The sequence below is a fragment of the Aquibaculum arenosum genome, from assembly GCF_029222965.1.
Lineage (GTDB): Bacteria > Pseudomonadota > Alphaproteobacteria > Kiloniellales > DSM-21159 > Aquibaculum > Aquibaculum arenosum.
Map to the genome: position 1 here is coordinate 272,873 of NZ_JARHUD010000004.1, position 22,763 is coordinate 295,635.

Consider the following 22,763-nt stretch of genomic DNA (forward strand, 5'->3'; position numbering starts at 1 on the left):
CCTGTGTCCTCAGAGGCAATACGGTATACGTGACGTATACACGGCGTCAAGCAGGTGCCGCGCGATGCGATCTGCACCATCCATCGCGGGACAGAGGCGTGTCGAATGGGCTAGAGACAACCTGGTGAAATGAGACATGGCAGCAGCAAAAGTGCATGACTTGACCAACGGGAGTGGCAGGCAGAGAGCCTATACGGAGATACGCGCCCGCATCTTGCGCCTGGAGTTTTCTCCCGGTGCGGAATTGGAGGAAGGAGCGCTTTGCACCTTGCTCGGCCTCTCGCGCACGCCCATCCGCGAGGCGCTCATCCGGCTGGCGTCAGAAGGGCTCGTCGTATTGCAACGCGGTCGCGGCGCCCGGGTTGCCCCGCTGGACATCAGCAACCTGCGGACCTTCTTTGAGGCACTCGACCTCTTGCAACGCGCGGTCAGCCGCTTGGCGGCCCTCCGACGCACAGGGGAGGATCTGGCGGCGATCGAGCCCCACATCCAGGCCTTCGAGGAAAGCGGAAAGCGGGTCGAGAGCCTGGATATGGCCGAGTCCAACTATCGCTTCCACATGGCAATCGCCGTGGCCGCTCACAGCGAGTACCTGGAGCGGTCCTACAGCCGCGTCATGACAGAAGGCCTGCGTGTCGCACGGGTTTGCTTCAGCGAGGAGAACGACAGGGAGGCTCCGCCCCTGAGCGCGCATGTGGACCGCACAACCTCGGAGCATCACGCGCTCTACAACGCGCTACTACAACAGGATGCCGACGAGGCAGAGCGACTTGCAGCAGAACACACTATCCTCTTCCGCAATCGGGTCGCCCAGACCCTGATCCCGATTGACGGCTTGCTCTCACATCTGCGCGTATGATGCCCAACCCATCCTGACCAAAAGGAGAAGCATTTGGGTTGCCATGCCCGCCACACATTCCGAGTGGTGACAGGATCCAGAATCCGAGGCTCCGCTCAAGCAGGATCCAGGCTCATGGAGTAGCGCTCATGACCACTATCTGTGTGCCGATGGTACTTTGGGTATCAGATCGGCCAGGCCCTCAGCCGGCAGATGTCCTTTTTTGGCGCCTCCCCCTCTTGTGTCGAATCCCGCTTGGAGGCCTCCGTACCAGCTTTTCAGCCGGAGCTGTGTTAACCTGAAGTTTCCCTTCGTGCACAGGGTGCTGGCCCGGTTCAAATCTGCATATGCGTGACATCAATTTGAGAGCCACCGAGTACTTTGAGGCTGTGGCGCGTTTGGGAACCGTGACCAAGGCTGCGGCGGAACTGGCCGTGTCTCCCTCGGCGGTCAGTCAACAGATCCGCATTCTTGAAGAGCAATTTGGCGTGCGCCTGTTTCGGCGGGAAAAGCGCAGGCTCGTGCTGACCTTGGATGGCGACCGCCTGTTCCAGACCACCACTCAGGCGTTCAGGGCAATCCGCAACGCGCGCAGCGCTATATCGCTGCAGAGAAACGTGCGCACTCTCGTCATTCGGGTCAGCCCCAGCTTCGGAGTACGCTGGCTGGGCCCGCGCATTGCCGACTTCGCAGCACAAAATCGTGACTGGAACATCCGGATAGATGCCACGCCGGATTTCACGGCCTTTGAAACGGAATCTGTCGATTTCGATCTACGCTACGGCCTGGGCGGTTGGGCAGGGCTTACAGTCAATAAGGTCATGAATGACCTGGTCTTGCCGCTTTGCAGTCCCGACTATCTTGCGCAGCTTCGAACTGTTTCTGACGATCCCGTTGAGCAGTTGCGCGCCGCGCGTCTGATCGACAGCGTAAAGATGCTCTACCGCTGGGATATATGGCTGGCGGCACATCGGGTCGAAGTCGCCAACCTCAGCTACCCCTTTCGTTTCGATCGCTCTTCCATGTCCATCGAACTCGCCAAACAGGGGGGCGGATTGGCGCTCGACAGCGTCACGCTCTGTTTGCCTGAGCTTCAGCGGGGAGAACTGGTGCCTTTTTCGACTGAGTTTGAAGTGATCGACTTCCCGGCCTACTGGCTCGTCTGTCCGCCCCGGCATTTCAACCGGCGCATTGTGGGCCGCTTTGCCGATTGGTTGGCGGAGGTGGCCAGCAGCCATGATGCAGCAGCGCGCCGCCTGCTGGTGGATCTTGGCTGCCGTTTCCGTCCGGAAAGTGGGCCGAGCGGGCCGGAGTCCGAGGAGGGCGCCGAGACGGAGACAGGCTGATGCGCCCGCCGCCGCCTCGCCAAATCAATAGATAGTGAGCGCTGGAACGTAGGAGATGAGCGCCAGGACCACCAGGGCCACCAAATAGAAGGGAATCAGCGCCTTTACCGTTTCCCCGATCTTGGCGCCGGAGATTGCGGCTGAGATGAACAAGGTTGTTCCAACGGGCGGCGTGAAGAGACCGATCGACAGGTTCACCACCATTATAAGTCCCAACTGCACCGGGTCGAGCCCGATCGCCTGCGCGATGGTCACGAACAGAGGCCCGAGCAGGAGGACGGCGGCGGGCAGATCGAGGAATGCCCCCACGATGATCATCGCGATGTTGAGCGCGAGGATGACCATCCAGGGCTCCGAAAAGCTCGCCTGCACCCACATGGCAAGCTCCTGCGGCACCCGTTCGGCGGTCAACAACCACTGCACGGTGGAGGAGGCCATGATGATGATCATGACCGCCCCGGTCATCAGGGCTGTATCCACCGAAGCGGACCAGATGCCGCGCCAAGTGAGGTCGCGGTAGATAAGGCCGCTGATTGCCAGGGCGTAGGCAACAGCAAGCACACTGACTTCCGTCGGCGTGGCCAGCCCGAATCGCAACGTCCCGATGATGAAGACCGGCATCAACAGCGCGGGTATGGCCGACAGGATCTGCGGTTTGAACGCCCGAAACCCGCCTTCCAATGGAGAGCGTGGCAGGTTGCGCACCTGGGCCACGACAGCGACGGCCAGCAGCAATCCCAGGCCCAGAAGAAGTCCCGGAAGGATCCCAGCGATGAAAAGGTTGACGATGGAAACGTTGGAGATCAGGCCGTAAAGGATCAGCGGGATGGACGGTGGAATCAGCACCGAAACGGACGCTGAGGAGGCCGTTATCGCGGATGCGAAGGCTCGGGGGTAGCCCTGTTTGATCTGCACCGGGATGAGCGCGTTGCCCAATGCCGAAGCGTCCGCAACTGCCGATCCGGAAACGCCGCCAAACATCACCGATCCCATGATGGAAACGTGTCCCAGGCCACCCTTGAGACGCCCGACGATCAATCGTGCAATGTTCACGAGGTAGACGCCAAACTTGCCCGACATCATGAGGTTGCCCGCCAGAATGAAGAAGGGAATGGCGAGCATGGGGAAGCTTTGCGTGGGCGTGTATAGGCGCTGGGCGATGGCCGCCATCGGCTTCCCATCCAGCCAAAGCGCGACGGCGACGCCTCCAAGCATGGCGTGGGCTACCGGCACCGCGATCACCAGAAGCAGGAAGAACACCAGAACGAAGGGCGCAGTCATGATGGCCTCTTAACTCAGGCTTGCTTCGGGGGTCTGGCTCGCAGGCGGCTTGCCCGCGAGAATCTGCAGGATATCAAGGCCAGCGATCACCGCCATGGCGCCGAAGGCATAGGCGAGGCTCGAGTAGCCCCAGACCTGCTTGATCCCGAGTGTGGCGAGAGTCTGGAATGTGGATGCCTTCAGGATCGGCTGGCTCGACCAGAGGATGCTGAGCGAGATGACGAGGATTGCCGCCTGAATGATCAGAACAAGAACCGACAGCGCGCGACCGGTCAGCAGGTTCGACAGTAGGCTCACCGCGACGTGACGCCCGCGCGCCGTGGCGATGACGATGCCGCCGGCCACCAGCCAGGGCAACAGGATGGCATGGATTTCGTAGGCCCAGGTTATGCCCGAGCCCAGCGTATAGCGAAGGACAACGTTGACGAACAGGGCTGCAAACATGACGCCGAGACAGACCACGGCGATGAGACGGCCACTCCAGTCGAGAGCCGAGACCAGTCCCTCAGCCACGGCGAGGAAGAGGCCTTTCGGCCTCTTCCCGCCTTCCTGTCGGCTGTCATCGGAGCCGAAGGACATTAGTGACCCGCCGCTTCCCGAAGGGCTGCGACCAGTTCCGGATAACGCTCGGCGTAGGCGTCATACACAGCCTGCGTAGCCGACTGATAGGCTGCCTTGTCGGCTTCGGCAAAGATGGCGCCTTCTTCCTCCATCTTCGGCCGCAGCTCCTCGTCCGCTGCCAGAGACAGACTCCGCTGCAACTCACCGGCCTCTGCCGTCGCCTGCAGAGCGCAGTTCTGCGTCGCCTCATCGAGGCCGGACCACCAGGCCAGCCCGGCAGCAACTGGCGTGGCTTCGTACATGTGACCGGTCAGGGTGATGTAGGGCGTGATCTCGTGGAGGTTCGCCGTATAGATATTGGTAAGCGGGTTTTCCTGACCATCGAAGACGCCCGACTGCAGGGCGGAAGGAACCTCGGACCAGGCAAGCGGCGCCGGAGATGCACCCAGCTCCTCAAAGATCGCGATCGCCATTTCACCCGGTGGGGTGCGGATCTTCATGCCGGCCAGATCGGCAGGCTCGGAGACGTGCTTGTTCAGATGGGTGACATTGCGGATGCCGTTGTCCCAGTAGCCGAGGATCTTCAGGCCGGCACTCTGGGCGCGCTCATCGATCATGGCGCCCACGTCACCGTCGAGCACCTCCCAGGCAGTCGGCAGATCCTCGAACAGGAAGGGCAAACCAAGCAGACCGATCTCCGGAACCATCTGGCTCATGGCGCCCTGGCTGTTGGCAGTGATGTGAATTACCCCCGCAGAGGCGGAGGTCAGCATTTCCGAGTCATCGCCCAGCGTGGCTGAGGCGGCGACATTGACCGTATGGGCGCCTTCGCTGCAGGCGGTAAAGATTTCTGCCCACTCTTCCGCAGCGACGTAGCGCGGGTTGCCCGGGTTCTCGCCGTGCGCAAAAATCACTTCCTCGGCCTGAGCAGCGCCGGCCAGGATGGTGGTTGATGCCAAAACGGCCCAAAGCGACGTCTTCATAGTGTTTCCTCTCCTATTTTTGAGCAACAAGTACAAGCGGCGCCTTTTGCCGTGGCGCCGCCGGCATATCAGTGGATCAGGGATCCACCGTTCACATCGACCTCGGTTCCTGTGCAGTAGGCTGACAGATCCGAGCCGAGAAAGAGAGCGCAACCTGCCACATCTGAAGCTGCGCCAGCCCGACCCATGGGAATGTCGGCCAGAATTTGCTCGTGCATTTCCGGGGTGAGTTTCCCGGCAGTGATGTCAGTCGCGATAAAGCCGGGACAGATCGCGTTCACGCGGACATTGTCCGGCGCCAGTTCGCGCGCCATGGCCTTCGTGAGGCCAAGCACTCCAGCCTTGGCAGCGGAGTAATGCGGGCCGCCAAAGATGCCACCGCCGCGCTGGGCGGAAACGGACGACAGATTGACGATACTGCCGTACTTGCGTGCCCGCATGCCAGGCACCACCGCTTGGCTCATGTAAAGCGTGCCACGCAGGTTCACGTCGAGAACGGCCTCGTAGTTCTCTGGAGCGATCTCCATGAACTTCAGGGGCTGGGTGATCCCGGCGTTGTTGACGAGCACGTCGATGCGTCCCCATTCGCCTTCGAGATCTCGGGCAGCTGCTTCGCAAGCCGCCTTGTCGGTGACGTCGCAGGCTAGGCCTCGGTGCCCCTCACCCAAATCAGCAGCGGCGGCTTCGGCTGCCGCGGCATCGAGGTCGAGGATGGCGACGGTCGCGCCCTGCTCGGCAAAGAGCTGCGCTGTTGCCTTGCCCAGACCACGCGCGCTCGCCGCGCCAGTCACAATTACAAACTTATTGTCCATCAGGCCCATGGCCGACTGTCTCCGCTTCGTTGAATGCGTCGGATCATGCTGAGGTCAGAGCCAACTTTTGATCTGTTCGATTACCCGATCCACACTCAGTCCATACATTTCGTGGAGTGTCGGCAGGGCTCCTGCTTCCAGGAACTGGTCCGGCAGGCCGATCATGTGGAATGAAGGTGTGACGCGGTTCGTGAGCAGGGTGCTGGCCACGGCTTCTCCAAGACCTCCCACGACGCTGTGATTTTCTGCCGTGACGACCAGCCGCCCCTCCTTGCGGGCTTCGGCCAGGATCGTCTCGATGTCGAGAGGTTTGATGGTCGGCACGTGCAGCACGGCGGCTTCGATCCGATCTGCCGCGAGCCGTTCGGCTGCATCGAGCGCGCGCATGGTCATGAAGCCGGTGGAGATGATGAGGACGTCCTGGCCGTCTCGGATCACTTGTGCTTTGCCCAGCTGAAACTTGTAGTCTGGCTTATGACGGGTCAGGACCGAAGGAACCTTGCCGCGCAGGAGGCGGGAGTAGACCGGCCCGTCGTGCGCGGCGATCTGCGGCACCATGCCCATGATGTCGTCCGCATCACAGGGGTCGATGATCGTCATGTTGGGCAGACCGCGGAAGATCGCCAGGTCCTCCGTCGCCTGATGGCTGGGGCCATATCCGGTGGTCAGGCCCGGGAGCGCGCAGACGATCTTAACCGGGAGGTTTTCCTCCGCGATGGCCATGGCGATGAAGTCATAGGCCCGCCGCGCTGCGAAGACGGCATAGGTGGTGGCGAATGGGTTGAAGCCCTCGCGCGCAAGCCCGGCCGCGGCCGACATCAGGAGCTGCTCGGCCATCCCCATCTGGTGGAAGCGATCAGGCATGGCTCGAGCAAAGATGTGCAGATCAGTGTACTTCGCCAGGTCCGCGCTCAGGCCGACGATCTTCTCGTCCTTGCGCGCCATTTCCACCAAAGCGTGACCGAAGGGCGCGGCGACGGTGTCGTAGCCTTCCGCAGAGAGGGAGGCGATCATCGCCGAGGTGGCGATCGGCTTGCCGTCTGGACCCAGTTTGACCCGGCGCGGCTCGTACTTGCGCTTCATCGATGCGAGAGTCATAGCGGCTTCCCCTTCTCCAGCACCGCAAGCGCCTTGGCCCACTCGTCAGGCTCGACGCGTACGAAGTGGGTGATCTCTCGGCTCTCCAGGAAATCGACGCCCTTGCACATGGTGGTGTCGAAGATGATCACGCGGGGGCCCGGGTGGTCCGTTTCCCGGGCTGCATCGAAGGCGGCGACGACGGCTTCCAGGTCATTGCCGTCCACGCGCTGGGCATGCCAGCCGAAGGCTTCCCACTTCTTCGCTTCCTCGCCCTGTGCCAACGCGTCGGTCGGCTTGCCGTCGGCCTGCTGGTTGTTGAAGTCCACGAGGCAGATCAGGTTGTCCAGTTTCCACTGGACCGCCGACATCACAGCTTCCCAGGTCGAGCCTTCTCCCAACTCGCCGTCGGACATGAGGTTATAGACGAAGGCCGGGCTCTGCTTGCGCTTGAGCCCCAATGCCATACCCACGGCGACGCCCAGTCCATGACCCAGCGAACCGCCGGTGATCTCCATGCCGGGGGTATAGGATGCCATGCCGGACATGGGCATCCGACTGTCATCCATGCCGTAGGTCTCGTACTCCTCTTCCGGCAGGATGCCGGCTTCCATAAGCACGGCGTAGAGCGCGATTGCGTAGTGGCCGATCGAGAGCAGAAAGCGGTCACGCCCCTCCCACTCGGGATCTTCCGCTCGGTACTCCAAGGCGTGGAAATAGCTGGCGGCGAGAACATCGGCTATGCCGAGGGCTTGGCCGATGTAGCCTTGGCCCTGAACCTCACCCATAAGAAGTGCCTTGCGGCGAATGTTCCACGCTCGCAGCTCGAGCGATACGTTGGATGCCGCGCTGGCGCGCCCTGCTGGCATCTAAGGGTCTCCCTTTTGGCATCTTGACCGTTTCCACACGCATAACATGCGATGCCGCGGGAGAAATTTATTATTTCTTTCAGGGTTTGTTAGGTGAGCTAACAAAGTGTGCTCGGTCTGCCCGAACTTGACCGCGCTCGATCGCCACCACGGCGGCCGGCACGCGGGTGCGCGTCGATCGAACCGCTTCTCGCCGGGCAACCAAACCTCTGCGAGCAGGCCGTTGCTCAAGTAGTGGCGCTACTCATTCTCCCCTTCACCCCGCCGCCTTTCCAGGCTCCCTCTCCCCCACCGCGGCCTCACCTTTTGGCGCCGCATAGTCGAGATGCGGTCGCAACGCGCGCATTTTGGCAGCCAGCTCCCGGGCGGCGGTCGAGGGCTGCTTGGCGAGGTGATTGGCGACCGCAACGTGGTCCGCATCGGGCTTGTGGTGGTTCAGTTTGGATTGCCCTTCTATACGATCGACAGCGATCTCGACCACCCGAATGCCGTTCAGCATGGTCTCGCGCTTGCCAGGCTCCATGGAGCTGAGTGACCAGGGCGCCTTCGGCAGGCGCGCTTCGGCAACGGCAAGGAGGTCGTCGCCGTGGTTGCGGTTGTCCGTCAGGGGGCGCTGGCTGGCGACGCCAGACAGATGCACCGCTTCGTAGAGCCAAGTAGAGACCTGATCGGCGGAAACGTACCAGTCGTTGGAGACGTAAGAATCGCCACCTGTCACGGCCAGCAGGAAGCGACGCCGGCCGTCGGCCAGGGCGATCAAGGGGTTCTGGGCCGTGAAGTGCATCTGCGCGACCACGCCATGCGCCTCTTCGCGGAGCACAAAGGGAACATGCGAGCCGACCGGGCCGTCGGGCCCGGCTGTAACCACCAGGCCGAAGCCCCGCTCAGCGGCAAACGCGAGCGCCGCCTGTTCTTCCATCCGGAAGGCTGGACGAACGATGTGCATGAGTCTCGGTGCTCCGCTTTCTTGGTCCAGTCCAGCCATAGCATCGAACGGCGTGAGGGTCGAAGCCGAGCGCCGATGCCGCCGACATCTCCAAGTACATCATCCAGGGCTTCCAGTCTGGCGGCTTGTGCTCGCAAAGCTGCCAACCTGAGTCAGTGCCATTGCCATCAACGGGGAATCAGCGCGGTTTTGCCTTTGGTTATCGTGCAGACATGAGCTCAAGCAGCCTTGCCCCAAGCGCGCTGTTTCTATCCCCAAGTTCGAGCAGGATGTTCATGTGGTTGCAGCCTGGCAGGGCCAGAAGCTCCGCCGGTTGCCCTTGTGCAGCGAGCCTGTCGTGCAGGGCGCCAGCTTGTTCGTGGAAGGGCGGCGTTTCTTCGGCGCCATAGGCGATGATGCGGTGCGGTCCCTCATGCTGTTTAGCGTCGAGTGGTGACCAGGCGGCTGCTTCCTCGCGGCTCATCTCGGCCTCGTTCTTGAGGAAGCTGTCGGGAATGCCCGAGAGGTCGTAGATCCCACTGAGCAGCAGCAGACCCTTGAGATGGGGCAGGGCAGGTGTGACCTCCTCGACGCCGGTCGCCGCGAGATAGGAGGCAAGGTGAGCGCCGGCTGAGTGGCCGCTGACGGTGATGCGTTCCGCTGCGGCACCCAGTTCCGCCGCGTGGTTTTGCAGCCAGAGCAGTGCGCGCCGGACCTGATCGACCAGGGTTGGGAGTCGCTGCCCCGGCATAAGGTCATATTCCACCAGCGCGGCTATCCCGCCGGCAGCCAGCACCGGTTCGGCGACGAAGCGGTAGTCCGCCTTTTCGCCCGAGCGCCAATAGCCGCCGTGTACGAAGACATGCAGCGGTGCGTCGCTGGGAGAGGTCTCGGGAAAGATGATGTCCAGCGTCTCACGTGGACGACTGCCATAGGCGATGTCGCTGCGCATCGTCGCGTGGCGCTCGAGGGCGCGGCTGCGCGCCGAGAATTCGGCGGCGATCTCGTCGAACTCAGGTACGAAATCGCGAATGCGGTACAAGTCGGTTTTGGTCACATGGCCCCCCAAAAGATGTAAGCGGTCTCGGCACGGCCAGCGGAATTGGCGCTCGACCGTGCCGCCCGCGCTAAAACTCTACAGCGTAGTACTTGGCTTCCACAAACTCCTGAATGCCCGTCACGCCGCCCTCGCGGCCGATACCGCTTTGCTTGACCCCACCGAAAGGCGCGGCGGGGTCGGACATCAAGCCGCGATTGATGCCGAGCATGCCGCTGTCGATCCGGCTGCCGACACGCATCGCGCGCCCGAGATCCTGGCTGTAGACATAGGCGGCGAGGCCGTAGTCGGTGTTGTTTGCAAGGCGGATGGCCTCCCCCTCGGTCTCGAAGCGGTAGATCGGCGCGACCGGCCCGAAGATTTCCTCGCTGGCGATGGCGGCATCGACCGGCACGTTCTCCAGAACCGTTGGCGGATAGAAATACCCGCTGCCGGGCAGCGGCGCGCCGCCGGTCGTCGCCCGCGCACCAAGGGCGATGGCGTCCCCGACCAGCCGGTTGATCTTCTCCACCGCCTTTGGGGTGATCATCGGTCCGCACTGGGTCTCCGGATCATAACCTGCACCGATTTTCAGAGCTGCCATACGCTCTGTGAGACCCGCGACAAAGGCGTCGTGAATGCCGGCCTGCACGTAGAAACGATTGGCCGCGGTGCAGGCCTCGCCCGCGTTGCGCATCTTGGCGACCATCGCACCATCAAGCGCGGCCTCGAGATCCGCATCGTCGAAAACAAGGAAGGGCGCATTGCCCCCAAGCTCCATCGAGCAACTCACCACCGTCTTTGCCGCCTCCGCAAGCAACAGACGGCCCACCCCGGTGGACCCGGTGAAGGAGAGTTTGCGCACCCGCGGATCGGCAAGCACGGCGCTGGTGACGGGCCCGGGACTGGTGGTGGTCAGCACATTAACGACCCCTGGGGGCACGCCGGCCTCTTCGCCCAGACGCGCCATGGCATAGGCTGTCAGCGGCGTTTCCGAGGCGGGCTTCAGGATGACGGTGCAGCCTGCCGCCAGCGCGGGCCCGATCTTGCGCGTGGCCATGGCTGCCGGGAAGTTCCAGGGCGTGATCAGCAGCGAGATGCCAATGGGTTCGTGATCAACCAGAATCTGGTGCGAGCCCGAGGGCGTATGCCTGTACTCCCCGGGAAGGCGGGTGGCCTCCTCCGCGTACCAGCGGAAGAACTCGGCCGCATAGGCGACCTCGCCGCACGCATCAGAAAGGGCCTTGCCGTTCTCAAGCGAGATCAAAGTGGCAAGCTCTTCGGCGTGCTCGCTCATCAACTGGAACCAGCGGCGCAGGATTTCGGAGCGTTGCCGGGGCGCGGTCGCGCGCCAGCCGGACGCGGCAGCCTCGGCCGCGTCGACGGCGCGAAGTGCGTCCTCAACCGAGGCGTCCGGCACGTCGGCCAGACTGTCGCCGCTTGAGGGATCGACGACGGCGATGCCGGAACCCTTTTCCCACTTGCCGCCGATATAGAGCCCCTGGGCGTGCAGGGAAGGATCGGCATAGCCGGATGTTCTTGTCTTTATTGTCATTATTCCGGACCTCTGGAAATCAGTTGAGCAGTGAGACGTCGCCGCTGTAGGCGGCGGCGACCAGCCTGCGCATGTCGGGCTGGGGCAGAGGGCGCGGGTTGTTTTCGATCAGCCGTGCGATGCCGCAGCTCTGTTCGGCGACCCAGTCGACGCGGTTTTCCTCGAGGCCCAGTTCGCGCAACGTCGTGGGAATGCCGATGCGGGCGAATAAGGCCGCGATGGCGGGAATCACCTCCTCTGCGCTGCCAAGTCCGGTAACCGCGGCGATTTCGGCGAGCTCGGGCGTGATCTCAGGCGCATTCCATCTCATGACATAGGGCATGAGACAGGCCACCCCGGCTCCGTGGGCCGTGTGGGTGAGGGCGCCCACGGGGTATTGGATGGCGTGGGCTGCGGCGGTGCCGGCGACGCCGAAGGCAAGCCCTGCCAGGGTGGCGCCCATCATCACCTTCTCCCGGGCGGCGGCGTCGGCGCCGTTCGTGCAGGCGGCTTCCAGACCCTGCCACAGCAGGGAGATGGCTCTGAGCGCGAAATGATCCGAGAAGGCGTTCTTGCCGACGAAAACGCGCTCCTGTGCGATGCCGGGGACCGCTTCACGGCGTACGGCGGTGAAAGCTTCAAGCGCGTGTGTCATCGCATCCGCGCCGGCGATCGCGGTCAGGCTCGGCGGGCAGGTGAGTGTCAGGTCGGGATCGCAGATCGAGGTCGCCGGAATGATATAGGGGCTCGAGATGCCGACCTTGAGGTTGCGCTCGCTGTCGGAGAGCACCGCCACCGGGGTGACCTCCGAACCCGTGCCGGCGGTGGTGGGAACGGCGATGATCGGCATCACCGCGCCTGGGACGTTATACTCGCCGAAATAGTCTTGCGGCTTGCCGCCGTGGGTCAGCAGAACGGCAACGGCCTTCGCCATGTCGAGACAGGACCCGCCACCGACACCGATAACCAGATCCGGCGAGAAGTCGCGCGCGGCGCCCGCGCTGGCGAGAGCCGCCTCGACCGGGACGTCCGGAGGCGTCGAGCCGTCGACCCGCACTGCAAGGCCCGCCTTCTCGAGCTGCGCCACCATGTCCTGGAACTGCGCATCCGCCACCAGCCGAGCATCGGTTATGACGAGTGCTCGCTCGCCAAACTTCTTGGCAATCCTGCCCAAGGACCGTCGTTGGCCCGAACCGAAAACCAGTTCACCCGGGGCCCGGATGGTGCCGAATAGGGTCATCTCATTTTTTCCTTCCATCAAGAGTTCAGGCGGCCGCGAGGGCCGAAAGTCTGTCCAAGAGCGCATCGGGCACGTGGATGCCGGATGAGAGCGCTTTGGTGCGCCGCGCGCGCGATCCGTCTCCGGGAATGGCGACCGGTCTTTCGGGATCGGCGGGGCGGGATGAGCGCAGCTGATCGAGATAGGCGGCCAATGTCGCGGCGTTGCCCGCGCCGGCCCTCGGGTCGATGAGGATCAGCAGGTCGCCTTTGGTCGCCGGGTGCCTATCGTCCAGCGTGCCCCGTACTTCAGGCGCGACGTTGGAACCGGCCAGCGTGGCCACGAGGAGCTCGAAGGCGAGGCCGAGACCGTAGCCTTTGGCGCCACCGAAGGGAGCGATGGCGCCGAATTTCGCTGCTTCGGGGTCGGTCGTCGGGCGGCCGGCCGCATCGACTGCCCAACCGGCAGGGATGGGAGCGCCACGCAGGGCGTGATTGTGGATCTTGCCCATCGACACGACGCTGGTGGCGAGATCGAGGATGAAGGGTTCCTTGCCCGCCGGGATGCCAACGGCAATCGGATTGGTCCCCAACATTGCCTGTGTGCCACCGTGAGGATGCACCAGAGCTTCGCTGGTCGAGATGATGATGCCGATCAATCCGGCCGTTGCAGCCGCCTCGGCGTAGTAGGCGAGCATGCCGATATGGTTGGCGTTGCGGATCGCAGCGACGGCGATGCCACAGGTGGCGACGGCATCCTCGAGTTCGCGCATGGCCTCCATCATGACCACCGGTCCCAGGCCCCTTTGTCCGTCCATGGTCAGGAAGCCTTGCCCGCTCCAGGATTTTGCGCCCCTGGCGCGGGGATCCGCGAGCTTCCTGTCGATCCGCACCAGTAGGCGCGGCAGCCGTTGCAGCCCGTGTGAGGGCAGGCCGCGCAGCTCGGCTTCGATCAAGAGGTCAGCCTGCAGTTGCGCCATTTCATAGGGTGCACCACGCCTTTCCAATGAGGTGACGGCAAGCTGTCTGAGCGCGTCGGCAGATCGCAACATAACAAAACCCTATATCAAATCATATACGATATCGTATTTGACATTCGATATCCTACGTGCAATTGCTTGGTGTATGTCAAGAAGGTCTTCGAGAGAGCCGGGTGTGACCTCTTCAGCGCAACGCGAGGGCAGACGGGCCAGTGTCAGGCCGAGCAGCGTGGTCGACGGCGTCCATGACGTCATCTACCACCGGCTGATGGCGCTGGAGATCGCGCCAGGGGCGCGCATCCCGATCGATGCGCTCGCCCGCGAGCTCGATGTATCGCAAACGCCGGTGCGCGAAGCGCTCAGCCGGCTGGAGCGGGAAGGCTTGGTGCGAAAGGAGCACCTCATCGGCTACAGCGCCGCGCCACAATGGACGCGCAAGCAGTTCGAGGATCTCTATGCCTTTCGCCTGTTGCTAGAGCCCGAGGCCGCGCGGCTGGCTGTGCACAACATGACGCCGGAGGCCCTGGCGCTGTTGGAGGGGACAGCCGCCGACATGGGGCACGATGGGGCTCCGGAAGACAGGAATGCCCGCTATTCTCGCTTTGCGCGCGCAGACGCCCAGTTTCATGATGACATCATGCGGCTTTCCGGAAACGAGGTGATTCGCAGCACGCTGTTCAGCCAGCATGTGCACCTGCACATTTTCCGGCTGATGTTCCACACCCGGGTCACTCAGGAGGCGCTTGAGGAGCACGAGGAGCTGCTCGCAGCCTTCCGGGCACAGGATCCAGACGCGGCCTCCCGGGCTATGCGCGAGCACATTGAACGCTCACGCGACCGTATCCTCTGGGCCTTCGAATGAACTCACTCGCGCACAGGGCAGCAACCAAGAATGCGCGTGCGCCAGCCGCTGAGGTGCTCCGCGCGGAAGGGCTGAGCAAGGCCTACGGAGCGATCACGGTCCTGTCCGATGTGACGCTCGATATCCGCGCCGGCGAGATACACGCGATCATCGGCGAGAACGGCGCGGGCAAGTCCACCTTGATGAAGCTGTTGTCAGGGCATGTGACGCCCACGGCCGGCGACCTGCTCATGGAGGGACAGCCGCTCGCCTTTGCGGACTCCGTTGAGGCGGAGAACGCGGGAATTGTCCTCGTTCATCAGGAGATTCTGCTCGCCGATGATCTGACGGTCGCCGAGAACATCTTTCTTGGCCGCGAGCTTCGCCGTGGGTTCATGGTCGACGACCGGGCGATGAACCGCCGTGCTGCCGAACTGCTGGCGCGGATCGGCTCTGTCGCGCGACCACGCCATCGGGTCGGGGATCTGCCGCTGGCGCAGCGACAACTGGTGCAGATCGCCCGCGCGCTTCTGGATGAGCGCAAGGTCGTGATCTTTGACGAACCGACCGCGGTGCTGGCCAATGACGAGGTCGCGGCATTGCTCGACATCATTCGCGGCCTTCGCGAACACGGCGTTGCGGTGCTCTACATCTCCCATCGTCTCGACGAGATTCAAACGCTCGCCGATCGGGTGACGGTGCTGCGCGACGGGCGGATGATCGGCACCTGGCCTGCAGCCGAACTGAACCAGCGTCAGATGGCGGAACTCATGGTCGGGCGAGAGCTCGATATGCTTTACCCAAACAAGCGCGCGGCCACGTCGGAGGAACCTCTGCTTTCGGTCACCGATCTGGAGGTGGATCAGGGCGCGCAGAAGGCCTCCTTCGCCGTTCGTCCCGGCGAGGTGCTCGGCCTCGGTGGCATGATCGGATCCGGCCGCACCGAGTTGATCGAGGGTCTGATGGGGCTGCGCTCGTCGCAGGCGGCAAGCGTCGTCGTGAACGGCCGCGAGATCTCCCATCGCTCTGTCGCTTCGATGATGGAGGCCGGACTTGTCTATCTGACCGAAGACCGCAAGGGCAAAGGCCTGCTCCTCGACGAGAAGCTTGCGCCGAACCTGACCTTGCAGGCGCTGGAGGCCGTCAATCCGGCAACCATACTTGACCGGCGCGCCGAGTTGGCGGCCCTGCGCAAGGCGGTCGCGGATTATGACATCCGTGTTCGCTCCTTAACGCTCGAAGCCGGCAAGCTTTCCGGAGGCAACCAGCAGAAGCTGCTTCTGGCCAAGCTTATGATGACCGATCCCTCCGTGGTGATCATCGATGAGCCGACGCGCGGCATCGACATCGGCAACAAGAGTCAGATCTACGATTTCATCGACGCGATGGTGCGTGCCGGCAAAGCCTGCATCGTTATCTCGTCGGAAATGCAGGAACTGGTGGGGCTTGCCGACCGGGTCCTGGTGATGCGCGCGGGGAGAATCGTCGCCGAGCTGTCGGGTGGCGAAATCAACGAAGGGAATGTTGTCTACGCCGCCACCTCAGGCGCGCACGGCAGCACAGGGGAGGATTTACATGACCACAGCGGCCGCACCCGTCGCGACAGCTGAAGAGAAACGTCGCATCCGCTGGGCCGACCTGGCGCCCTTCATTGCGCTGGGCGTGATCGTGTTCATTGGCATTCTGATCAACTCGAATTTTGCCTCTTCGGCCAATCTGATCAACGTCATCACCCGCAGTGCCTTCATCACCATCATCGCGGTGGGCGCAACCTTTGTGATCTCATCAGGTGGCCTTGATCTGTCGGTTGGGTCGATGATGGCCTTCGTTACCGGCATCATGATCATGACAATGAACGGCTTGGCACCGTCCTATGGCAGTTGGGCCATTGTCATGGGGGCCGGCGTCGCGCTGGTGGTGGGGGGGCTCTGCGGGCTCTTCAACGGCCTCATCATTACCGTTGGACGAATAGAACCCTTCATCGTCACGCTCGGGACGATGGGTATCTTTCGCGCCTTTATCACTTTCATGTCCGACGGCGGCTCGCTGCCGATCGACCGCAGCCTGCGCGAGGCCTACCGGCCGGTCTATTTCGGTGATTTCCTGGGTATTCCCTATCCTGTTCTCATCACGCTCGCCGTCGTCCTGCTGGGCGCCTTCCTGCTTTACCGCACGAAGTACGGTCGCCGCCTGACCTCGGTCGGCTCGAACGCCGAAGTGGCACGTTTCTCGGGGGTCAACGTCAGCCGGGTGCGAACCCTTGCCTATGTGATCCAGGGACTTTGCGTCGGTGTTGCGGCGATCTGCTACGTCCCGCGCCTAGGCGCTGCCACGCCGACGACGGGTCAGCTCTGGGAGCTTCAAGTCATCACGGCCGTCGTCATCGGCGGCACTCTTTTGCGCGGCGGCAGGGGGCGAATCTGGGGCTCCGTCGCCGGCGCGCTCATCCTCGAGGTTATCGCGAACGTCATGGTCCTATCGGACATGGTCTCCGAATACCTCGTGGCCGCGGTGCAGGGCGCGATCATCATCATCGCCATGCTTGCGCACCGTTTTACCAGCAGTCGCTGACAACAGCGGCACGACCACAAGGGAGGAAAAGATGAAGTATGCCACCACAAGGACGGGAACACTTGTTTCCGTCATCGCTCTCACCTGCGCCATGTCGTTCGGAGCGGCCAGCGCACAGGAGAGTGATATCACGATCGCCGTGTCGATCCCCGCGGCGACGCATGGCTGGACCGGCGGTGTCGTCTATCACGCCGAACAGGCCGAAAAGGAAATCGAGGCCGCGTTCCCCAACATCGACATTGTCTTGTCGACCGCCTCCTCGGCGACGGCACAGGTCTCGTCACTGGAAGACCTCTCCGCCACCCGGGATCTGGACGCCCTCGTCATCCTGCCGTTCACCTCGGAGGAGTTGACCGGACCGGTCGAGCAGGTGAAGTCCAACGGCACCTTCATCACCGTCGTGGATCGTGGGCTGAGCGACACCTCGGTCCAGGATCTTTATGTTGCGGGCGACAACATCGCCGTGGGCGCCAACACGGCGCATTGGCTTGCCGATCAACTCGGCGGCGAGGGCGAGATCGTGGTGCTGCGCGGCATTCCGACGGTCATCGACGACGAGCGCATTCAGGGTTTCTCTGAGGTTATTGCCGAGACGGACATTGAAATCCTCGACATCCAGTACGCCAACTGGAACCAGGACGAGGCGTTCACCCTGATGCAGGACTACCTCGCCAAGTACCCGAACATCGACGCCGTTTGGGCCAACGACGATGATATGCTCCTGGGCGTCATCGAGGCCGTCGATCAGGCCGAACGGGATGACATCAAGTTCGCGCTTGGCGGCAACGGCATGAAGGAGGTTATCGAACTGGTGATGGCGGAAGACGAGCGCACACCGATCTCGACGCCCTATCCGCCGTCCATGATCAAGTCGGCAATCTACATGACTGTCGGCCAGTTCAACGGCCAGGCGCCGATGCGCGGTTCCTTCCTGCTGGATGCGCCACTGATCACGCCGGAGAATGCGGAGCAGTTCTACTTCCCCGATTCTCCGTTCTGAACCAACCCGAGTGACACCCGGCTCCGGCCGGGTGTCACCCTATCCGACACTTGATGGGAGATCCGCGATGAGCGGCAAGAAGATCCTGATGCTCACGGGTGAGTTCACCGAGGAGTATGAGATTTACGTATTCCAGCAGGGCATGGAGGCCGTGGGGCACACCGTCCATGTCGTCTGCCCCGACAAGAAGGCAGGTGACCTCATCAAGACGTCGCTGCACGATTTCGAGGGCGACCAGACCTACACCGAGAAGCTCGGTCATTACGCCGAGATCAATAAAACCTTCTCGGAAGTGAATCTCGCGGAGTATGACGCCGTCTACGCTGCGGGCGGTCGCGGTCCCGAATACATCCGGACCGACAAGCGGATTCAGGATATGGTTCGCCACTTCCACGAGACCGGCAAGCCCATCTTCACGATCTGCCACGGCGTGCAGATTCTGATGGCGGTACCGGGCGTTCTCGAAGGACGGAAGGTTGCGGGTCTCGGAGCGTGCGAACCCGAGGTCACGGCCGTGGGCGGCATTTTCATCGATGTCGGACCGACGGAAGCCTATGTCGATGGCAACATGGTCTCAGCCAAGGGCTGGACCGGTCTGGCGGCTTTCATGCGCGAATGCCTGAACGTGCTGGGGACCAAGATCACCCATAGCTGAGCGGCCTCGCCCTCGATGGGCCATTCCAGCTGATCTGCCTCCAACCACCCTCACCCAATCAAGCAAGCCCCTCGCGGACCCCCGCAAGGGGCTTTTTGATTTGTTCACGCTGATTTCGCCGAGACACCGATAATGTCCGGTCCCCCTACACCCCCGCCTCGCTCAGCGCCAGGATGCCCACTGGTGGGGGTATCGCCGTTGGAGGTGCTGATGACCCTCGACGGGCCAGTGGTTGCTAGAGACGCTGCGCTTGTCACGGAACCTTCCGCGCGAATCTCCGTCTGATTTATGTGCCCGTAGAATGCGGGCAGTGGACCGATAAGCGGTCCCGAACGAACGGAGGCTTGCTATGCGAGGCATCATTTTCACGTCCGCCTTTGTGCTTGCACTGTCCGGCGGCGCCGCCCTGGCGCATCAGTGTCCCTCGATGATGGAGGAGATCGACCAGGCACTGCCGAGCGCGGACCTGTCCGAGGACGAGCGTCAGCGCGTGACGGAGCTCCGGCAGGAAGGCGAGGAACTGCACGAGGCCGGCGACCACGCCGGCTCCGAGGCCGCTCTCGGCGAGGCCAAGGACATCCTCGGGCTGTAAGACTTGACGCAAAGACTTGACGCACGTCCCGGAGTGGAGCGGCCACCAACTCTGCTCCGGGGCGTTGCTCCCGCGTGAAATGATCCGGGCGCCTCGGGGGCAGCCTGGTTGAGGCTTGTGTGAAGTCGCCCGGGGCCCCGCGTCCCGTTAAACTCCCATCACTTTGAATGAGACAGGCTCCACCGGCAGGAGAACCGAGATCATGGACATCGCGGCGATGTTCTTTCAGGACTGGGAAGGGATTGTCCGGACCGTGCTGGTGGGCGCGCTCGCCTATGTGACGCTGGTGCTGTTCCTGCGCATCTCGGGAAAGCGGACGCTCGCCAAGCTCAACGCCTTCGACCTCGTGGTGACGGTGGCGCTCGGCTCGACCCTGTCGGCCATCGTGCTGCAGGAATCGGTCGCTCTCGCCGAGGGGGCGACGGCGCTCGCCCTGCTGATCCTCGCCCAGTACCTCGTCGCCTCCTTTTCGGTGCGCTCACAGCGCTTTGCCGCCGCGGTGCGCTCGGAGCCGGCGCTGCTTGCGCGCAACGGCGCGTTTTGCGCGCAGTCCATGAAGCGCGAGCGCGTGACGCAGGATGAGGCGATCAGCGCCATTCGCTCCCAGGGCGGGCACTCGGTTTCCGAAGTGGAGAGCCTCGTGCTCGAAAGCGACGGCACGATCAGCGTGAGTTTCTTGGCAGCGTCAGCCTCCTGACCCCCTTCACTGCTCCTCCTCATCCTTCCCGGCCTTAGCGCGCTCGCGGGCGGAGAAATGCCCGACCGGCAGGCGCCAGGCGTAGCGGATGGCCATGAAGCGCAGGGTGAAGCACAGCAGCCCGCCGGCCAGCGCCGCGACGCCGTAGGGCAGGGCCAGTTCGTGCCCGATGACGACGACGGCGGCGCCGGCCAGGGCGGCAAGCGCGTAGAGGTCCGAGCGCAGGACCTGCGGGATTTCCATCAGCAGCAGGTCGCGCATCATGCCGCCGCCGATCCCGGTCACCATGCCCAGCAGCGCGGCCATCACGGGGTTGAGCCCGAACTCGATCGCCTTCCCGGCGCCGGCAACCGCGAAGACCGATAGCCCCACCGCATCGAAAAGCAGCACCGGGCTGCGCAGGCGCTTGACACCGGAGTAGGAGAAGAAGGTGATCAGCCCGGCCATGATTGAGGCCAGCAGATAGCGTTCGTGGCTGAGCGCGGCGGGCGGCACGGCGCCGATCAGCAGATCGCGGGTGATCCCCCCGAAGTTGCCGGCGACGAAGGCCAGCACCAGGATGCCGAAGATATCGAGCCGGCGATTGACCGCCGCCAGCGCACCGCTGATCGCGAACACGAAGGTGCCGCCCAGGTCGAGCAGATTGACCAGAGTCTCAATGCCGATCATCAGGCCCCCGCTTCCACTGCCACGGCGGTTTCTCCCTTGCTCTAGCCGGGCGCTTCTTACCAGGCGAGCTTGCCCGCAGCATACACACCGTCAGGTCGAAAAGGTGGCTACACTTTTGCGCCGTAAAGCCTTACCTTGCCTGACGATCCGGCGCTTTGCACCCGGCCCCGGAAGGGCGGAGTTTACGGCCGGGGGAGCCGATCAAAGCGACAGTGGAGCGGGCAGGGACGATGAGCAGGGACGAAGCGGACATCCGGAGCCTGGACTCCTTCGTCTGGTCGGTGGCGGAGATCCTGCGCGGCGACTTCAAGCAGTCGGAGTACGGCAAGGTCATCCTGCCCTTCGTGGTGCTGCGCCGGCTGGATTGTCTGCTGGAGGGCAGTAAGGAGGCAGTGCGCGCGACTGACGCCTCCCTGCCCGAGGACATCGATCCCGACAGCCGCGACCTGATCCTCTTCGAGGCGGCGGGCGCGCGCATCCGCGCCTACAACACCAGCCGCTTCACCTTCGAAAGCCTGAAGGGGCAGGACCCGACCCAGCTCCACGACAACCTGCTGGACTACATCACGAAGTTCTCGCCCAACATCCGCGACATCTTCCTCGACAAGTTCCTCTTCACCGACCAGCTCAAGCGCCTGAAGGAGGCCGGGCTGCTCTGGCAGGTCTTCGAGCGCTTTTGCCAGATCGACCTGCACCCGGAGGTGATCTCCAACATCGAGATGGGCTACCTCTTCGAAGGGCTGATCCGGCGTTTTTCGGAAATTTCCAACGAGACCGCCGGTGAGCACTTCACGCCGCGCGAGGTGGTGCGCCTCATGGTGGAGCTGTTGATTGCCGGCGACGAGGGCTTGAGCGGCAGCGGCGTCATCCGCCGGGTCTATGATCCGGCCTGCGGCACCGGCGGCATGCTGGCGCTCGCCGAAGAAGCCATCGCCAAGGCCAATGCGCGCAAGGTCCGGGTCGAGCTCTACGGCCAGGAGCTGAACCCGGAATCCTTCGCCATCTGCAAGTCCGACATGCTGGTGACCGGCCACAACCCGCAGCAGATCGCGTTTGGCAACACGCTGACCAACGACGCCCACGCCGGCACCGACTTCCACTACATGCTCTCCAATCCGCCCTATGGTGTGGACTGGAAGAAGTATCAGGACGCGATCAAGACCGAGGCGGCGGAGCAGGGCTTTGCCGGCCGCTTCGGCGCCGGCCTGCCGCGCGTGTCCGATGGGCAGCTTCTCTTCCTGCAGCACATGATCTCCAAGATGCGTGTCGACGAGACCGGCTCGCGCATCGGCATCGTCATGAACGGCTCGCCGCTCTTTACCGGCGGCGCCGGCTCGGGCGAGAGCGAGATCCGCCGCTGGATGCTGGAGGAGGATTGGGTCGAGGCGATCATCGCCCTGCCCACCGACCTCTTCTACAACACCGGCATCCAGACCTACGTCTGGCTGCTGAGCAACCGCAAGGCGCCCGAGCGCAAGGGCAAGGTGCAGCTCATCGACGCCAGTGGGGAGCGCTTTTGGAAGCCGCTGCGCAAGTCGCTGGGCTCCAAGCGCCGGGAGATTCCCGAGGAGGCGCGGCGGGAGATTTTGCGGCTCTACAACGAAATGCCAGAAGGCGAGGGCGCGGAGGGCGAGGGCGCAGACCGGGCGGTCTCCAAGGTCTTTGCCACCACCGACTTCGGCTATCGCGAGATCCGGGTGGAGCGGCCCCTGCGCCTGAACTTCCGGGCCAGCCCCGAGCGCATCGCCCGCCTGCGGGAAGAGAAGGCCTTCCTCAAGCTCTCCGAAGACGAGCGCGAGGAGATCGAGGTGATCCTGCTGGCCCTGGGCGACAGGCTCTTCACCCAGCGGCCGGCTTTCGAAAAGGCCCTGAAGAAGGCCCTGGCGGCCGAGGGCGTGAAGCTCGCCGCGCCAACCCGCAAGGCCATCCTCTCCGCGCTTTCGGAGCGCGACGAGGAGGCCGAGGTTTGCACAGACAAAGACGGCAACCCGGAGCCTGACCCCGAACTGCGGGACAGCGAGCTGGTGCCGCTGACCGAGGACTGGCGCGACTACATGGCGCGCGAGGTGACACCCTTCGTGCCCGACGCCTGGGTCGACGAAAGCCACCGCGACGCCCGCGACGGCGATGTGGGGCGCGTCGGCTACGAGATCAACTTCAACCGCTATTTCTATCAGTACGTCCCGCCGCGGCCGCTGGCGGAGATCGACGCCGAACTGAAGCAGCTCGAAGCCGAGATCGCCGGGCTGCTGAAGGAGGTGGCGGCGTGAGGGACATT

At 63.3% G+C, this 22,763-nt stretch carries 22 protein-coding genes; 10 read left to right on the forward strand and 12 right to left on the reverse strand.

From position 1 onward, the window contains the following. Nucleotides 1-136 precede the first annotated feature (136 nt). Both P2G67_RS08450 and P2G67_RS08455 read left to right on the forward strand, forming a co-directional pair. Entirely contained in the window at nt 137-859 is a 723-nt protein-coding gene (locus tag P2G67_RS08450) for a GntR family transcriptional regulator (RefSeq protein ID WP_275821985.1), read from the forward strand. A gap of 326 nt (nt 860-1,185) precedes the next feature. Further along, on the forward strand, nt 1,186-2,184 hold the full coding sequence (locus P2G67_RS08455) for a LysR substrate-binding domain-containing protein (RefSeq protein WP_275821987.1): 999 nt from the start codon (nt 1,186-1,188) through the stop codon (nt 2,182-2,184). A gap of 24 nt (nt 2,185-2,208) precedes the next feature. Here the strand turns inward: P2G67_RS08455 and P2G67_RS08460 are convergent, their stop codons facing one another. The 11 genes from P2G67_RS08460 to P2G67_RS08510 form a co-directional block, all read right to left on the reverse strand. After that, nucleotides 2,209-3,465: a TRAP transporter large permease gene (locus P2G67_RS08460; protein WP_275821990.1), complete on the reverse strand. Its 1,257-nt coding sequence runs from the start codon at nt 3,463-3,465 to the stop codon at nt 2,209-2,211. 9 nt (nt 3,466-3,474) lie between these two features. After that, the gene (locus P2G67_RS08465) at nt 3,475-4,044 is read right to left on the reverse strand and encodes a TRAP transporter small permease (RefSeq protein WP_275821992.1); all 570 of its coding nucleotides are present in this window, start codon (nt 4,042-4,044) and stop codon (nt 3,475-3,477) included. After that, entirely contained in the window at nt 4,044-5,009 is a 966-nt protein-coding gene (locus tag P2G67_RS08470; protein WP_275821994.1) for a TRAP transporter substrate-binding protein, read from the reverse strand. Before P2G67_RS08470 ends, P2G67_RS08465 begins: the two co-directional genes overlap by 1 nt. Nucleotides 5,010-5,077: 68 nt before the next feature. Further along, complete coding sequence (locus P2G67_RS08475) at nt 5,078-5,830, reverse strand: SDR family NAD(P)-dependent oxidoreductase (RefSeq protein WP_275821996.1); 753 nt, start codon at nt 5,828-5,830, stop codon at nt 5,078-5,080. A gap of 45 nt (nt 5,831-5,875) precedes the next feature. After that, nucleotides 5,876-6,919 (reverse strand): transketolase family protein, encoded by a 1,044-nt coding sequence (locus P2G67_RS08480; protein ID WP_322099665.1) that lies wholly within the window; start codon nt 6,917-6,919, stop codon nt 5,876-5,878. Further along, nucleotides 6,916-7,767 (reverse strand): transketolase, encoded by an 852-nt coding sequence (locus P2G67_RS08485; RefSeq protein ID WP_275821998.1) that lies wholly within the window; start codon nt 7,765-7,767, stop codon nt 6,916-6,918. Before P2G67_RS08485 ends, P2G67_RS08480 begins: the two co-directional genes overlap by 4 nt. A gap of 256 nt (nt 7,768-8,023) precedes the next feature. Next, complete coding sequence (locus tag P2G67_RS08490; RefSeq protein WP_275822001.1) at nt 8,024-8,713, reverse strand: FMN-binding negative transcriptional regulator; 690 nt, start codon at nt 8,711-8,713, stop codon at nt 8,024-8,026. Nucleotides 8,714-8,912: 199 nt separating this feature from the next. Beyond that, on the reverse strand, nt 8,913-9,749 hold the full coding sequence (locus tag P2G67_RS08495) for an alpha/beta hydrolase (protein ID WP_275822004.1): 837 nt from the start codon (nt 9,747-9,749) through the stop codon (nt 8,913-8,915). A gap of 70 nt (nt 9,750-9,819) precedes the next feature. Continuing rightward, nucleotides 9,820-11,283, reverse strand: coding sequence for an NAD-dependent succinate-semialdehyde dehydrogenase (locus P2G67_RS08500; protein WP_275822006.1), 1,464 nt, complete (start codon nt 11,281-11,283; stop codon nt 9,820-9,822). Between the two features lie 19 nt (nt 11,284-11,302). Then, nucleotides 11,303-12,502 (reverse strand): iron-containing alcohol dehydrogenase, encoded by a 1,200-nt coding sequence (locus P2G67_RS08505; protein WP_275822008.1) that lies wholly within the window; start codon nt 12,500-12,502, stop codon nt 11,303-11,305. Between the two features lie 25 nt (nt 12,503-12,527). After that, complete coding sequence (locus P2G67_RS08510) at nt 12,528-13,532, reverse strand: Ldh family oxidoreductase (protein ID WP_275822010.1); 1,005 nt, start codon at nt 13,530-13,532, stop codon at nt 12,528-12,530. Between the two features lie 103 nt (nt 13,533-13,635). Here P2G67_RS08510 and P2G67_RS08515 point away from each other — a divergent pair, with 103 nt between their 5' ends. From P2G67_RS08515 to P2G67_RS08545, 7 genes are all read left to right on the forward strand, one after another. Next, nucleotides 13,636-14,322: a GntR family transcriptional regulator gene (locus P2G67_RS08515; RefSeq protein ID WP_322099666.1), complete on the forward strand. Its 687-nt coding sequence runs from the start codon at nt 13,636-13,638 to the stop codon at nt 14,320-14,322. A 110-nt stretch (nt 14,323-14,432) separates the two neighbouring features. Beyond that, nucleotides 14,433-15,911, forward strand: coding sequence for a sugar ABC transporter ATP-binding protein (locus P2G67_RS08520; protein WP_322099667.1), 1,479 nt, complete (start codon nt 14,433-14,435; stop codon nt 15,909-15,911). Continuing rightward, nucleotides 15,877-16,872 (forward strand): ABC transporter permease, encoded by a 996-nt coding sequence (locus P2G67_RS08525; protein ID WP_275822015.1) that lies wholly within the window; start codon nt 15,877-15,879, stop codon nt 16,870-16,872. The genes P2G67_RS08520 and P2G67_RS08525 overlap by 35 nt, the downstream gene beginning before the upstream one ends. A 31-nt stretch (nt 16,873-16,903) precedes the next feature. After that, nucleotides 16,904-17,872: a substrate-binding domain-containing protein gene (locus P2G67_RS08530; protein WP_322099668.1), complete on the forward strand. Its 969-nt coding sequence runs from the start codon at nt 16,904-16,906 to the stop codon at nt 17,870-17,872. A 67-nt stretch (nt 17,873-17,939) separates the two neighbouring features. After that, nucleotides 17,940-18,527 (forward strand): DJ-1/PfpI family protein, encoded by a 588-nt coding sequence (locus P2G67_RS08535; RefSeq protein ID WP_275822017.1) that lies wholly within the window; start codon nt 17,940-17,942, stop codon nt 18,525-18,527. A 349-nt stretch (nt 18,528-18,876) separates the two neighbouring features. Then, complete coding sequence (locus P2G67_RS08540; protein WP_275822019.1) at nt 18,877-19,119, forward strand: PA2433 domain-containing protein; 243 nt, start codon at nt 18,877-18,879, stop codon at nt 19,117-19,119. A gap of 202 nt (nt 19,120-19,321) precedes the next feature. Further along, a complete protein-coding gene (locus P2G67_RS08545; protein ID WP_275822021.1) occupies nt 19,322-19,816 on the forward strand; it encodes a DUF421 domain-containing protein in 495 nt (164 codons plus the stop codon). Nucleotides 19,817-19,822: 6 nt separating this feature from the next. On the opposite strand, the gene P2G67_RS08550 is transcribed toward P2G67_RS08545, so the two are convergent. Continuing rightward, a complete protein-coding gene (locus tag P2G67_RS08550) occupies nt 19,823-20,485 on the reverse strand; it encodes a trimeric intracellular cation channel family protein (protein WP_275822022.1) in 663 nt (220 codons plus the stop codon). A gap of 230 nt (nt 20,486-20,715) precedes the next feature. Between P2G67_RS08550 and P2G67_RS08555 the strand changes: the two genes are divergently transcribed. Continuing rightward, nucleotides 20,716-22,755, forward strand: a complete 2,040-nt coding sequence (locus P2G67_RS08555; RefSeq protein ID WP_275822024.1) for a type I restriction-modification system subunit M — start codon at nt 20,716-20,718, stop codon at nt 22,753-22,755. The last annotated feature ends 8 nt before the right edge of the window (nt 22,756-22,763 follow it).

Coding starts and splice junctions, on each gene's coding strand:
- P2G67_RS08475 (WP_275821996.1), bottom strand. CDS start 5,830: ATGGGCCTGATGGACAATAAGTTTGTAATTGTGACTGGCGCGGCGAGC.
- P2G67_RS08485 (WP_275821998.1), bottom strand. CDS start 7,767: ATGCCAGCAGGGCGCGCCAGCGCGGCATCCAACGTATCGCTCGAGCTG.
- P2G67_RS08455 (WP_275821987.1), top strand. CDS start 1,186: ATGCGTGACATCAATTTGAGAGCCACCGAGTACTTTGAGGCTGTGGCG.
- P2G67_RS08465 (WP_275821992.1), bottom strand. CDS start 4,044: ATGTCCTTCGGCTCCGATGACAGCCGACAGGAAGGCGGGAAGAGGCCG.
- P2G67_RS08450 (WP_275821985.1), top strand. CDS start 137: ATGGCAGCAGCAAAAGTGCATGACTTGACCAACGGGAGTGGCAGGCAG.
- P2G67_RS08470 (WP_275821994.1), bottom strand. CDS start 5,009: ATGAAGACGTCGCTTTGGGCCGTTTTGGCATCAACCACCATCCTGGCC.
- P2G67_RS08525 (WP_275822015.1), top strand. CDS start 15,877: ATGACCACAGCGGCCGCACCCGTCGCGACAGCTGAAGAGAAACGTCGC.
- P2G67_RS08530 (WP_322099668.1), top strand. CDS start 16,904: ATGAAGTATGCCACCACAAGGACGGGAACACTTGTTTCCGTCATCGCT.
- P2G67_RS08490 (WP_275822001.1), bottom strand. CDS start 8,713: ATGCACATCGTTCGTCCAGCCTTCCGGATGGAAGAACAGGCGGCGCTC.
- P2G67_RS08555 (WP_275822024.1), top strand. CDS start 20,716: ATGAGCAGGGACGAAGCGGACATCCGGAGCCTGGACTCCTTCGTCTGG.
- P2G67_RS08540 (WP_275822019.1), top strand. CDS start 18,877: ATGCGAGGCATCATTTTCACGTCCGCCTTTGTGCTTGCACTGTCCGGC.
- P2G67_RS08460 (WP_275821990.1), bottom strand. CDS start 3,465: ATGACTGCGCCCTTCGTTCTGGTGTTCTTCCTGCTTCTGGTGATCGCG.
- P2G67_RS08550 (WP_275822022.1), bottom strand. CDS start 20,485: ATGATCGGCATTGAGACTCTGGTCAATCTGCTCGACCTGGGCGGCACC.
- P2G67_RS08500 (WP_275822006.1), bottom strand. CDS start 11,283: ATGACAATAAAGACAAGAACATCCGGCTATGCCGATCCTTCCCTGCAC.
- P2G67_RS08545 (WP_275822021.1), top strand. CDS start 19,322: ATGGACATCGCGGCGATGTTCTTTCAGGACTGGGAAGGGATTGTCCGG.
- P2G67_RS08510 (WP_275822010.1), bottom strand. CDS start 13,532: ATGTTGCGATCTGCCGACGCGCTCAGACAGCTTGCCGTCACCTCATTG.
- P2G67_RS08480 (WP_322099665.1), bottom strand. CDS start 6,919: ATGACTCTCGCATCGATGAAGCGCAAGTACGAGCCGCGCCGGGTCAAA.
- P2G67_RS08535 (WP_275822017.1), top strand. CDS start 17,940: ATGAGCGGCAAGAAGATCCTGATGCTCACGGGTGAGTTCACCGAGGAG.
- P2G67_RS08505 (WP_275822008.1), bottom strand. CDS start 12,502: ATGACCCTATTCGGCACCATCCGGGCCCCGGGTGAACTGGTTTTCGGT.